Source organism: Burkholderia sp. Ed8, assembly GCF_040761425.1.
Lineage (GTDB): Bacteria > Pseudomonadota > Gammaproteobacteria > Burkholderiales > Burkholderiaceae > Burkholderia > Burkholderia seminalis.
In genome coordinates, this window is sequence record NZ_CP142885.1 from 2,948,443 (window position 1) to 2,962,373 (window position 13,931).

The window sequence follows — 13,931 nt, forward strand, 5'->3', positions numbered from 1 at the left end:
TTTTACAACTTTGGCGAACCTGCCGGCCCGGAACGCCCGTCAGACGGGCACCGGCGTCGGTCAGGATGCGCAATTCAGCACAGTCGGATATTCAATATTTTCAATTAAATTGATTTTCACGAAATCAATTAAAATAAAAATCAATTTGAGATAAATCTCAAATTAACAGGTTAACAAGATTTCAAAGACATTATCCATCGGCCGGCAAATAAACCTTACATTGCTGAAAGAATTTGCCGATGCGCAAACGTTTGCTATTTCATTTGTCTTACTTTTGAGGCGTTCGCCTGTGTAACCCAGCCCACACAACAAGTGTAAGTACATGATTTTCATAAAAAAATAATGATAACCCCAAGCAAGCCAGAACCCAACGAGACACATTCTTACATCTTTCAAAATCATTCTTCATTGACACACGGAAACACGGTTCATTAACCATCTTTTAACTTTCAAAACCGCCTATTTATCACTTTTTATCAATCTATAAAAACCACCTCCAATAAACTCCGCCCATCAATTTTGAGATTCGCGCGAGCGCACGGAGCATTCCTCTAACAAAAGAGACCGGTGTGTGGCGTGCACATTTGGAGGTAGCAGGACATGAATCGCACATACCGCTCGATCTGGAACGAAGCTCTTGGCGCCTGGGTCGCGGCATCGGAACACGATTCGGCCCGGGGCAAGCCGAACAAGTCGGCCGTCGTGAAGGCCGTTGCAGCCGCCGTTCTCGTCGCGGGGGCGGGCGTCGGCAACGTCGCGCATGCGCAGTACAGCGCGGGGGGCGGTAATGCGACCAATGCAACCTCGATTGCCATCGGCGCCGGATCCAGCGGGGTGACCGTTCCCGGCCAAAGCCCGACCGCCTCCGCCGCCGGCGCGGTCGCCATCGGCGCGAACTCATCGACCAACACGGTCGCCAGCGGTTCGAACGCGACGGCATTCGGCACCGGATCCTCGGCGACCGCAACGGCTGCATCCGCGTTCGGTCAAGGTACGTCGGCTACCGGCCAGTTCGCGACCGCAGTCGGCAGCGGCACGAAGGCGACTGCAAACTATGCGACCGCCGTCGGTAGCACCAGCGCGGTCAACGGTATCCAGACGCAAGCATCGGGCGTCGGGTCCACTGCGATCGGCAGCAATGCCACGGCAGGCGCTCAGGCCGCCGCACAGGATTCGATCTCGATCGGTGGTCAATCGTCGGTCGCGTCCGGCGCAACGTCCGGCATCGCCATTGGTCGAGGTGCGACGACGAGCGGCGCATACGGCATCGCGCAGGGCGATGGCACGACATCTGGCTCGACCGGACAGAACGTCGCGATCGGTTCGTCCGGCACAACGGCGAACGGCGGCTCCTCTTCCGGCGGCGCAGTGGCCATCGGCCGCGCGCAGACCGTTAGCGGCGACGGCGCAGTCGCAATCGGCAACGGCAATTCGGCAAGCGGCACGGGCTCCGTCGCGCTCGGCAACAGCAGCACGGCAACCAACAGCTCTGTTGCACTCGGGAGTTCGGCGACGGCAACGGGCACGAATGGCGCGGTTGCGGTCGGCAATGCAGCCACTGCGACGGGCACCGGCGCAATCGCACTCGGCAACGTCGGCAGCTTCGCCGCCAAGTCGCTGGCCACCGGTACCGATGCGCTCGCACTCGGCAACGGCTCGACGGCCAGCGGCAGCGCAGGCGCAGTCGCCGTCGGCGCAGCCGCCGTGGCGTCGGGCACCTACGGGACGGCGCTCGGTTCGAATTCGACCGCAAGCGTCGCAAACTCGGTCGCCCTCGGCTACAACTCCCTGACGACCAGTGCGTCGACGTCGACGTCCGGCGGCACCACTACCGTCAGCAGCGCCACGATCGGAGGTCAGACGTTCGGGAACTTTGCGGGCTCCACTTCGGCGGGCGGTGTCGTCAGTGTCGGGCAGGCTGGTTCGGAGCGCCGCATCCAGAACGTTGCGGCAGGCCTCGTCACCTCTACCAGCACCGATGCGATCAACGGCAGCCAGCTCTACTCGGTTGCAAGCACGACGACGTCGAGCATCACAAGCCTGTCGACGTCGACGTCAACCGGTATCAATTCGTTGTCGACGGGTCTGTCATCGGCCAATAGCTCGGTTGCGTCGCTTTCGTCGTCCACTTCGACCGGCCTCTCGTCGGCCAACAGCTCGATCGGCTCGCTTTCCACCGGCCTGAGTTCGGCTCGAAGCTCGGTTACGTCGCTGTCGTCGTCCACGTCGACGGGCCTGTCATCGGCCAACAGCTCGATCACTTCGCTGTCGACCTCGACTTCGACCGGCATCAACTCGTTGTCCACGGGCATCAGTTCGGCCAATAGCTCGGTCACGTCGCTTTCGTCATCCACTTCGACGGGTCTGTCATCGGCCAACAGCTCGATCACTTCGCTGTCGACCTCGACTTCGACCGGCATCAACTCGTTGTCCACGGGCATCAGCTCGGCAAACAGCTCGGTCACGTCTCTGTCGTCGTCCACGTCGACCGGCCTCTCGTCGGCCAACAGCTCGATCACTTCGCTGTCGACCTCGACTTCGACCGGCATCAACTCGTTGTCCACGGGCATCAGCTCGGCAAATAGCTCGGTCACGTCTCTGTCGTCGTCCACGTCGACGGGCTTGTCGTCGGCCAACAGCTCGATCACTTCGCTGTCGACCTCGACTTCGACCGGCATCAACTCGCTGTCCACGGGCATCAGCTCGGCCAATAGCTCGGTCACGTCTCTGTCGTCGTCCACGTCGACCGGCCTCTCGTCGGCCAACAGCTCGATCACTTCGCTGTCGACCTCAACCTCGACCGGCATCAACTCGTTGTCCACGGGCATCAGCTCGGCAAACAGCTCGGTCACGTCTCTGTCGTCGTCCACGTCGACGGGCCTCTCGTCGGCTAACAGCTCGATCACCTCCCTGTCGACCTCAACCTCGACCGGCATCAACTCGTTGTCCACGGGCATCAGCTCGGCCAATAGCTCGGTCACGTCGCTGTCGTCGTCCACGTCGACGGGCCTCTCGTCGGCCAACAGCTCGATCACCTCCCTGTCGACCTCAACCTCGACCGGCATCAACTCGTTGTCCACGGGCATCAGCTCGGCCAATAGCTCGGTCACGTCGCTGTCGTCGTCCACGTCGACGGGTCTGTCATCGGCCAACAGCTCGATCACTTCGCTGTCGACGTCGACTTCGACCGGCATCAACTCGCTGTCCACGGGCATCAGCTCGGCTAACAGCTCGGTCACGTCGCTCTCGTCGTCCACGTCGACGGGCCTGTCGTCGGCCAACAGCTCGATCCTGTCTCTGTCCACGTCGACCTCGACTGGTATCTCGTCGCTGTCCACCGGTCTCAGCTCCTCCACCAGCTCGATCACCTCGCTGTCCACGTCGACCTCGACCGCGATCGAAGCCGCCAAGACGCATTACTACAGCGTCAACGACGGTGGTACGCAACAGGCCAACTACAACAACAACGGCGCGACCGGCGTCAATTCGCTCGCCGCCGGCGTGGCCGCCAGCGCCGCGGGTACGAGCAGCGTCGCAGTCGGCGACACCGCGAACGCGAAGGCAAACGGTGCAGTCGCAATCGGCCAGAACGCGACGGCCAACAACGCCGGCGACGTTGCACTCGGCAGCGGCTCCACGACGGCGGCGCCGAACCCGACGCCGACCGGCACTGTCGGTGGCGTGACGGCGACGTTCCAAGGCGGCAATCCGACCAGCGTGGTCAGCGTGGGTGCGCCTGGCGCCGAGCGTCAGGTGACCAATGTCGCGGCCGGTCGGATCGCCGCGAACAGCACCGATGCGATCAACGGCTCGCAACTCTACGCTACCAATTCGGTCGTGGACTCGCTGTCGACGACGGTGTCGACGTCGGGCAGCGCCATCGCGTCGCTGTCGACCGGTATCACGTCGCTGTCGACGGGCCTCAGCTCGACCAACAGCTCGGTTACCTCGCTGTCGACCTCGACGTCGACGGGCCTCTCGTCGGCCAACAGCTCGATCACGTCGCTGTCCACCTCGACCTCGACCGGCTTGTCGTCGGCCAATAGCTCGATCACCTCGCTGTCCACCTCGACGTCGACGGGCCTCTCGTCGGCCAATAGCTCGATCACCTCGCTGTCCACCTCGACCTCGACCGGCTTGTCGTCGGCCAATAGCTCGATCACCTCGCTGTCCACCTCGACGTCGACGGGCCTCTCGTCGGCCAATAGCTCGATCACTTCGCTGTCGACGTCGACGTCGACGGGTCTGTCCTCGGCGAACAGCTCGATCACGTCGCTGTCGACCTCGACGTCGACGGGTCTCTCGTCGGCCAATAGCTCGATCACCTCGCTGTCGACTTCGACCTCGACTGGCCTCTCGTCGGCGAACAGCTCGATCACGTCCCTGTCCACGTCAACGTCGACGGGCCTGTCGTCCGCGAATAGCTCGATCACGTCGCTGTCGACCTCGACCTCGACCGGTCTCTCGTCGGCTAACAGCTCGATCACCTCGCTGTCGACTTCGACCTCCACCGGCCTGTCCTCGGCGAATAGCTCGATCACGTCGCTGTCCACCTCGACTTCGACCGGCTTGTCGTCGGCAAACAGCTCGATCACTTCGCTGTCCACGTCGACCTCGACGGGTCTGTCGTCGGCTAACAGCTCGATCACGTCCCTGTCGACCTCGACCTCGACCGGCCTCTCGTCGGCTAACAGCTCGATCACATCGCTGTCCACGTCGACCTCGACGGGCCTCTCGTCGGCGAACAGCTCGATCACTTCGCTGTCCACATCGACCTCGACGGGCTTGTCGTCGGCCAACAGCTCGATCGATTCGTTGTCGACCTCGACGTCGACTGGCCTCTCGTCGGCGAACAGCTCCATCACTTCGCTGTCCACCTCGACCTCGACAGGCCTGTCGTCGGCAAATAGCTCGATCGATTCGCTGTCGACTTCGACCTCGACGGGTCTGTCGTCGACGAATAGCTCGATCACTTCGCTGTCGACCTCGACCTCGACTGGCCTCTCGTCGGCGAACAGCTCGATCACCTCGCTGTCCACGTCGACCTCGACCGGCTTGTCGTCGGCCAACAGCTCGATCGATTCGTTGTCGACCTCGACGTCGACGGGCCTCTCGTCCGCGAACAGCTCGATCACGTCGCTGTCCACCTCGACCTCGACGGGTCTGTCGTCGGCGAACAGCTCGATCACCTCGCTGTCCACGTCGACCTCGACCGGCCTGTCCTCGGCGAACAGCTCGATCACCTCGCTGTCCACGTCGACCTCGACCGGCCTGTCGTCGGCAAATAGCTCGATCACTTCGCTGTCGACGTCGACCTCGACGGGCCTGTCCTCGGCGAACAGCTCGATCACTTCGCTGTCCACCTCGACCTCGACCGGCCTGTCGTCGGCGAACAGCTCGATCACGTCCCTGTCGACCTCGACCTCGACCGGCCTCTCGTCGGCTAACAGCTCGATCACGTCCCTGTCGACCTCGACCTCGACCGGCCTCTCGTCGGCTAACAGCTCGATCACGTCCCTGTCCACGTCGACGTCGACCGGCCTCTCGTCGGCTAACAGCTCGATCACGTCCCTGTCGACCTCGACCTCGACCGGCCTCTCGTCGGCGAACAGCTCGATCACCTCGCTGTCGACTTCGACCTCGACGGGCCTCTCGTCGGCGAACAGCTCGATCACGTCGCTGTCCACCTCGACCTCGACGGGTCTCTCGTCGGCGAACAGCTCGATCACTTCGCTGTCGACCTCGACGTCGACGGGCCTGTCCTCGGCCAACAGCTCGATCACTTCGCTGTCCACCTCGACCTCGACGGGCCTCTCGTCGGCGAACAGCTCGATCACTTCGCTGTCGACTTCGACCTCAACGGGCCTCTCGTCCGCGAATAGCTCGATCACGTCGCTGTCCACGTCGACCTCGACCGGCTTGTCGTCGGCCAACAGCTCGATCGATTCGCTGTCGACTTCGACCTCAACGGGCCTCTCGTCCGCGAACAGCTCCATCACGTCGCTGTCCACGTCGACCTCGACCGGCCTGTCCTCGGCGAATAGCTCGATCACGTCGTTGTCCACCTCGACTTCGACCGGCTTGTCGTCGGCGAACAGCTCGATCACGTCGCTGTCCACATCGACCTCGACCGGCCTGTCGTCCGCGAACAGCTCGATCACGTCGCTGTCCACCTCGACCTCGACCGGCCTGTCCTCGGCAAATAGCTCGATCGATTCGCTGTCGACCTCGACTTCGACCGGCTTGTCGTCGGCGAACAGCTCGATCACGTCGCTGTCCACTTCGACCTCGACCGGCCTGTCCTCGGCAAATAGCTCGATCGATTCGCTGTCGACCTCGACTTCGACCGGCTTGTCGTCGGCGAACAGCTCGATCACGTCGCTGTCCACCTCGACCTCGACCGGCCTGTCGTCCGCGAACAGCTCGATCACGTCGCTGTCCACTTCGACCTCGACCGGCCTGTCCTCGGCAAATAGCTCGATCGATTCGCTGTCGACCTCGACTTCGACCGGCTTGTCGTCGGCGAACAGCTCGATCACGTCGCTGTCCACCTCGACCTCGACCGGCCTGTCCTCGGCAAATAGCTCGATCGATTCGCTGTCGACTTCGACCTCGACTGGCCTCTCGTCGGCAAACAGCTCGATCACGTCGTTGTCGACCTCGACCTCGACCGGTATCAGTTCGCTGTCCACCGGCCTGAGCAGCACGAACAGCTCGGTGTCGTCGCTGTCGACTTCCACGTCGACGGGCCTGTCCTCGGCAAACAGCTCGATCACCTCGCTGTCGACCTCGACCTCGACCGGCATCAACTCGCTGTCCACCGGCCTGAGCAGCACGAACAGCTCGGTGTCGTCGCTGTCGACTTCCACGTCGACGGGCCTGTCCTCGGCGAACAGCTCGATCACCTCGCTGTCGACCTCGACCTCGACCGGCCTTTCGTCGGCAAACAGCTCGATCACGTCCCTGTCGACCTCGACCTCGACCGGCCTCAACTCGCTGTCCACTGGCCTGAGCAGCACGAACAGCACGATCCTGTCGCTGTCCACGTCGACATCGACCGGCATCGGCTCGCTGTCCACCGGCCTGAGCAGCACGAACAGCTCGGTGTCGTCGCTGTCGACCTCGACGTCGACCGCGATCAACGCAGCGAAGACGCACTACTACAGCGTCAACGACAACGGCACGCAGCAAGCCAACTACGACAACACGGGCGCAACCGGCACCAACGCCCTCGCCGCCGGCGTGAACGCCAGCGCGGCGGGCGCCAGCAGCGTGGCCGTCGGCGACGGCTCGAACGCGCAGACCGCAGGCTCGGTCGCGATCGGCCAAAACGCATCGGCAACGGGCGGCAAGGCAGTGTCGATCGGCTCCGGCAACACCGCGTCCGGCGACGGCGCGGTCGCGATCGGCGATCCGAACGTGGCGACGGGTACCGGCGCGGTGGCGATGGGTGCGAACAACACGGCGACCGGCGACGGCGCGGTGTCCCTCGGCAACCAGAACACCGCAACCGGCGCCAGCGCGCTCGCCCTCGGCAGCTCGAACCAGGCCACCGCGGACAACACGATCGCGCTGGGCAACCAGGCCACGGCCAGCGCCACCGGCGCCCAGGCCTACGGCTCGGCCGCCAAGGCCACGGCCGCCGATGCGCTCGCCTTCGGCACGAACGCCCAGGCGAACGTCGCGAACTCGATCGCACTGGGCGCCAACTCGGTCACGGCCGCGGCCGTCGGCACGTCGAGCGCCACGATCGGCGGCGTCCAGTACTTCTTCGCGGGCAGCTCGCCGGTCGGCGTGGTCAGCGTCGGTGCACCGGGCGCGGAACGCCAGATCACGAACGTCGCCGCCGGCCGGATCTCGGCCACGAGCACGGACGCGATCAACGGCAGCCAGCTGAACGCGACGAACAACGCGATCAACACGCTGTCGACGTCCACCGCGTCGAACGTCGCGTCGCTGTCGACCGGCATCAACTCGCTGTCGACCGGCCTGAGCACGACGAACAGCAACGTGGCATCGCTGTCCACGTCGACCTCGACCGCGATCAACTCGCTGTCGACGGGCCTCAGCACGACGAACAGCAACGTCAACTCGCTGTCGACGTCGACCTCGACGGGCATCGGTTCGCTGTCCACCGGCCTGAGCACGACGAACAGCAACGTGGCCTCGCTGTCGACCGGCGTGACGAACATCAACAACACGCTGAACTCGCTGTCGACGTCGATCAACAACAACACGACGCGGACGGCGAACAACAACGGCGTCGCGGCCGACATGAACGGCAAGGGCACCGACGTCCCGACCGTCACCGCCGGCTCGAACTCGGTGGCGATCGGCGCGAATTCGAACGACGGCGGTCGCTCGAACGTCGTGTCGGTCGGCAACGACCAGCAGCAGCGCCAGATCACGAACGTCGCGCCGGGTACGCAAGGCACCGACGCGGTGAACGTGAACCAGTTGACGCAGGTGCAGACGACGCTGTCGACGGCACTGTCGGGCCAGCAGGCGCAGATCAACTCGCTGGGTTCGCAACTGCAGCAGACCGACCAGATGGCGAAGCAGGGTATCGCGGCCGTCGGCGCGATGGCATCGATCCCGCAGCTCGATCGCGACGCCAACTTCGGGATGGGCGTGGGCACGTCGACCTTCCTCGGCCAGAAGGCGATGGCGGTCAACATGCAGGCGCGCATCACGGAGAACCTGAAGGCGTCGATCAACGGCGGCTTCAGCGGCGGTCAGAAGGTGATCGGCGCCGGCATGCTCTATCAGTGGAAGTAACGCGTCGCGCCACGCGGCCGTCCGGCTCGCCAGCCGGACGGCCCGTGGCGGCCCCGACGGCCAGACGAACCCGCCGCGCAACCCGTGGCGGGCTTCAGTCAACCCAAGCATTGAGGATGTAACCGTGAACAAACTCGCTCTTGCGCTCGCGCTCTCCGCAACGGCCCTCGCCGCATGCTCGACCGCATCCGGCCCGACCTTCAGCGCCTCCGAACTGCAGCCGCGCGACGGCGTGCGTACCTTCCAGGTGGACTGCCACGGCTTGCTGTCGGGCCCGCAGACCTGCATGAAGGCCGCCCGCAAGATCTGCGGCGAAGAGCCGGTACGCGCCGTCGACTCGGCCCGCGCGCTGCGCGACAAGTCCGATCCCGCGACGCTCGTGTTCCAGTGCGGCGCCGCACCGGCCGAAGCGGCCTCGGCCGCCACGCCGGCCACCGCCGCCGTTGTCGAACAGGTGAACCTGTCAGGCGACGCGCTGTTCGCCACCGACCACGCAACGCTCGCACCGACGGCGCGCGAATCGCTCGACCGCCTGCTGAACGAGCGCAAGGACCACACGTACTCGCAGGTGACGGTCACCGGCTTTACCGATTCGGTGGGCAGCGACGACTACAACCTCGCGCTGTCGAAGCGCCGCGCCGAATCGGTCGCCGCCTATCTGAAGGCACACGGCCTGAAGGCCGACTCGATGACGGTGTCGGGCCGCGGCAAGGCCGATCCGGTCGCGTCGAACGCGACGCCCGAAGGCCGCGCGAGCAACCGCCGCGTCGAAATCCGGCTGCAGCACTGAGCAGCCGGCCGCCGCACGTGCGGCGGCCCGGTCCGGCAGGCCGCCAGCGCCGCGCCGGGCAACGCGGGCGCCGCTTCGCCGGCGCCCCGCCCCCGTGGGCCGGCGGGTATGTCAAAGTTCGTCACGGCCTGCCAAAAACGGCGATTTCCATGCCACAATCGCCGCAGACAGTCGCCGGGGCAGCCTGCCCGAATCGCGCGCCGTGCCAGGCGTGCCCGACGACACGCCGGAATCCGGCTGCCGCCCTCGCGAACCACGTCGCCCGATTCGCGTGCCGCGGCGCACCGGCGCGAATCCAACCATGACAACCCACGGCGCGCCGCTTCCAGGCCAGACGCTCGACGCGATGCCCGGACGCACGACGCCGCAGAGGAAACCAACCGGTGACGGACATCAATGAAGCCGCCGCGCGCGGCACCCGCAAGCAACGGCCGGCGGTCGGCATCTCGCTGTTTGCGCGCGACGGCCAGGCGATCTGGGAAAACGGCATTCACCAGAACATCGCGTTCCTCGCGATGATGCTCAAGCGCTCGGATCGCGTCGGTCCCGTCTATTTCCTGAACGGCGGCGACGCGAACGCTCTGCCGGCCGGCCTCGAACTCGACGGCCTCGACATCCCGCTCGTGAAGCCCTCCGACGTCACGCACGAACTCGACGTCGTGATCGAAATGGGCGCGCAGCTGCCGGTCGAATGGCTCAGGCACATGAAGGCGCTCGGCAAGAAGATCGCCGCGTTCTTCTGCGGGCACGTCTATGCGGGCCTGTGCGAAACGCCGATCTTCGGAAAACCGTCGGGACACGTGTTCAACGGCGCGCCGTTCGACGAAGTGTGGCTGCTTCCGCAATACGACAAGACCGCGGCGCCGATGCTGCAGACGATCCTGCGCGCGCCCGTCCACCTGATGCCGCACATCTGGTCCCCATACTTCCTGGAGCGCCGCGCCGCCGTGCTCGCCGGCGAAGGCGCATCGTTCGGCTATCGGCCGGGCCAGCGCCCGTGGCGCCTCGCGATGCTCGAGCCGAACATCTCGGTCGCCAAGTCCTGCCACTACCCGATGCTGACGTGCGACGCGTTCTACCGCGCACGGCCGGACGCGGTGCAACACATGTTCGTCGTCAACTCGATGCACATGAAGGAACATCCGACCTTCGTGCACTTCGCGAACAGCCTCGACCTCGTCCGCCAGCACAAGGCGACGTTCGAACCGCGACTCGACCTGCCGGGCTTCATGGCGCGCCACGCGGATGCGGTCGTGTCGCACCACTGGGAAAACGGACAGAACTATCTGTATTACGACGTGCTGTACGGCGGCTATCCGCTGATCCACAACTCGACGCTGATCGGCGACGCCGGCTATTACTATCCGGACTTCGACGCCGCCGCGGGCGGCCGCGCACTGCTCGAAGCGTGGCTGCATCACGACGAACGCCTCGACGATTACCGCGCGAAAGCCGGCCGGCTGCTGCAATCGGTCTCGATCGACAACCCCGCGAACCTCGACGCGTTCGTCTCGCGTCTGGTCGCCTGAACCGGAGCATACGCATGTCGGACTCCAATGCCCGTCAAGCGCCCGGCGAGGGCAAGCGTCTCGTCGTCGGCGTGTCGCTGTTCGTGCGCGGCGCCGGCCAGTCGCTATGGGAAAACGGCATCTTCCAGAACTGCCTGCTGCTGATCCTGCTGCTGCGCCAGTCGCCGCTCGTCGCACAAGCCGTGATGGTGAACGGCGGCGAACAGGTCGCCGATCCGCAAATGATGCTCGGCGAGTGGGACGTGCCGCTGCTGTCGATGGACGAAGCGCTGGAACGCTGCGACGTGCTGATCGAAATGAGCGCGCAGTTCGGTGCCGACTACCTGCGCGCGTTCCGCGACCGCGGCGGCAAGGTCGTCACGATGCGGGTCGGAAACGACTACGTGATCGACATCGAACGTGCGATGTTCAACAAGCCGTCGGGCTTCCTGTTCTCGGGCGCGCCGTACGACGCGGTCTGGACGATTCCCGAGTTCGAGCGCTCGTGCCTGCATTATTACCAGACCGGCCTGCGCGCGCCCGTCACGATCGTCCCGCACATCTGGCATCCGATGCTGTTCGACAAGGCGCGGGCGACGCTCGGCGCCGGCCTGACGTTCGGTTATCAGCCCGGCAAGCCGCGCTGGCGCGTGACAATGTTCGAGCCGAACATCTGCATGGTGAAGACGAGCGTCATCCCGATGCTGGTGACCGAGGAGGCATATCGCGCGAAGCCCGATTTCCTCGAGTTCGTGCGCGTGTGCAACACGATCCACCTGAAGGAACATACGACGTTCGTCCACTTCGCGAAGAGCCTCGACATCGTGAACCACGGCATCACGACGTTCGAAAGCCGCTACGCGGTGTACGAATTCATGGCCGCGTACGGCGATGCCGTGGTGTCGCACACGTGGGAAAACGCGCAGAACTACCTGTACTACGAGCTGCTGTACGGCGACTATCCGCTGATCCACAACTCGCCGTTCCTCGGCAAGGCCGGGTATTTCTATCCGGACTTCGACTGCCAGGCCGGCGGCCGCGCGCTGCTGCAGGCGTTCGCCGAGCACGACGCGAATCTCGACGCGTACCGCGAGCAGTCGAAGCACGTGCTCGACTCGGTCAGCATCTACAACCCCGAGAACGTCGCGGCCTATACGGACGCGATCGCCACCCTCTACCGCGACGCGTGACGCGCCGCCCTTTCCGGACTCCGACATGAACGCACGCCTGCCTCTTACCCGCGCCAGATGGCTGATCGGCTGCGCCGCCGCTTCGATCGCACTCGGCGCGCACGCGCAATCGGCCGGCGACTCCGCCGACGCACTGCTCCGCGATTCGGATGCCGTGTTCAAACAGCTCGACGCCGGCCAGTACGGCGCGGTGTGGACCGACGCCGCCGCATTCGTGAAGGCGCGCATCAAGCAGGATCAGTTCGCGGCCGAGTTGCAGCACGCACGCCAGTCGGTCGGCACGGTCAGCCGTCGCGGCTGGGCGCAGGTCACGCGAATCCGCTACACGAATGCGTCGACGACGCCCGATGGGCTCTACGCGAACGTCGACTACACCACCACGCTGACGAGCGGCGCAACGGTCTACGAGAAGCTGAGCTTCCGCCTCGAAGACGACGGCCGCTGGCACCTGACGGGCTACGTGCCGCGCCAGTCGCAGAACTTCGCGCAATAAGCCGCCCGCCCCACGGAGCCGCCCCGATGAAACTCAATGTCGCGATTACGATGAACGTGCAGCGCGACGCAACGCAGTCGATCTGGTACAACGGCGCGAACCAGCACTGCGTGTACCTGTACATGCTGCTGAAGCAGTCGCCGCTGATCGGCGAAGTCTGGCTCGCGCACGACAACGGCATCACCGAGTATCCGCAGGCGTTGATGATGGACGCGTTCGGCGACGCGCTGCGGCCGCTGTCGGCCGTCGTCCACCAGACCGACCTGCTGATCGAGATGAATGCGTTCGTCGATCCGTCGCACACGGACGCCGTGCGCCGGCGCGGCGGCAAGTGCGTGTCGTACCGCTTCGGCAACGACTACGTGATCGCGGTCGAGACGATCAACTTCGAGAAGAACGACTGGAAGCCGAACCCGCACCGCGTGCAGTTCGACGAGATCTGGACCAACCCGCAGCACATGCACACGTGCGCGGCCTATTTCCAGGCCGTGTACCGCGCGCCGGTGATCGAGCTGCCGCACATCTGGTCGCCGTATTTCATCGAGCGCAGCCTCGACGCCGATCCCGAACTGAAGGCGCGCTTCGGCTACCGCAATCACGGCACGGCCAAGCGCATCGCGTTCTTCGAGCCGAACCTGAACGTCGTGAAGAGCGCGATCGTGCCGATGCTCGCCGCGAACGCGTGCTACGTCGCGCATCCGGAGCTCGTCGAGCACGTGTACATGACCAACACGTTCGACAAGAAGGAAAACGTCGCCTTCAAGCATCTCGCGCTCGGGCTCGAGATGGTGCGCGACGGCAAGGCGACCGCCGACGTGCGCGCGCCGTTCGTCGCGTGGGCCGCGCATCACACCGACATCGTCGTGTCGCACCACTGGGAAAACGGCCTCAACTACCTGCTGTACGACGCGCTGTACGGCAACTACCCGCTCGTGCACAACTCGCCGTTCCTGCGCGACGTCGGCTATTACTATCCGGACTTCGAGATCTTCGATGCGGCGCGCGCGATCGCGACCGCCGCGCAGACGCACGACGCGCATCTCGACGACTACGCGGCGGCGGCGCGCCGATGCCTGCACCAGGTCGACGCGCTCGCGGAGCACAACGTCCGCGCGTACTCGGAGCAGATCCGGAAACTGTTCGCCGACCGCGCACTCGGCTGACCGCCTTCG

The 13,931-nt window shown here is 64.7% G+C and carries 6 protein-coding genes; all 6 read left to right on the plus strand.

Annotation, left to right across the window (positions count from 1 at the left end; genetic code table 11):
* The first annotated feature begins 600 nt into the window (after positions 1 to 600).
* The 6 genes from VXM69_RS13415 (at position 601) to VXM69_RS13440 (ending at position 13,922) form a co-directional block, all read left to right on the plus strand.
* Positions 601 to 8,778, plus strand: a complete 8,178-nt coding sequence (locus VXM69_RS13415) for an ESPR-type extended signal peptide-containing protein (protein WP_367189242.1) — start codon at positions 601 to 603, stop codon at positions 8,776 to 8,778.
* Positions 8,779 to 8,902: 124 nt separating this feature from the next.
* Positions 8,903 to 9,568, plus strand: coding sequence for an OmpA family protein (locus VXM69_RS13420; RefSeq protein ID WP_034190563.1), 666 nt, complete (start codon positions 8,903 to 8,905; stop codon positions 9,566 to 9,568).
* A gap of 383 nt (positions 9,569 to 9,951) precedes the next feature.
* Positions 9,952 to 11,097, plus strand: a complete 1,146-nt coding sequence (locus tag VXM69_RS13425; RefSeq protein WP_367188742.1) for a DUF2827 domain-containing protein — start codon at positions 9,952 to 9,954, stop codon at positions 11,095 to 11,097.
* Between the two features lie 14 nt (positions 11,098 to 11,111).
* Positions 11,112 to 12,266 carry a DUF2827 domain-containing protein gene (locus tag VXM69_RS13430; RefSeq protein WP_367188743.1) on the plus strand — a complete coding sequence of 385 codons (1,155 nt, stop codon included), beginning with the start codon at positions 11,112 to 11,114 and terminating at the stop codon, positions 12,264 to 12,266.
* 25 nt (positions 12,267 to 12,291) lie between these two features.
* Positions 12,292 to 12,759 (plus strand): DUF4019 domain-containing protein, encoded by a 468-nt coding sequence (locus VXM69_RS13435; protein ID WP_367188744.1) that lies wholly within the window; start codon positions 12,292 to 12,294, stop codon positions 12,757 to 12,759.
* Between the two features lie 26 nt (positions 12,760 to 12,785).
* Complete coding sequence (locus VXM69_RS13440; RefSeq protein WP_049030272.1) at positions 12,786 to 13,922, plus strand: DUF2827 domain-containing protein; 1,137 nt, start codon at positions 12,786 to 12,788, stop codon at positions 13,920 to 13,922.
* Positions 13,923 to 13,931: the final 9 nt, after the last annotated feature.

Bases quoted from the DNA above. Each gene is read 5' to 3' on its own strand.
- VXM69_RS13415 (WP_367189242.1), top strand. From the start codon at position 601: ATGAATCGCACATACCGCTCGATCTGGAACGAAGCTCTTGGCGCCTGG.
- VXM69_RS13430 (WP_367188743.1), top strand. From the start codon at position 11,112: ATGTCGGACTCCAATGCCCGTCAAGCGCCCGGCGAGGGCAAGCGTCTC.
- VXM69_RS13435 (WP_367188744.1), top strand. From the start codon at position 12,292: ATGAACGCACGCCTGCCTCTTACCCGCGCCAGATGGCTGATCGGCTGC.
- VXM69_RS13440 (WP_049030272.1), top strand. From the start codon at position 12,786: ATGAAACTCAATGTCGCGATTACGATGAACGTGCAGCGCGACGCAACG.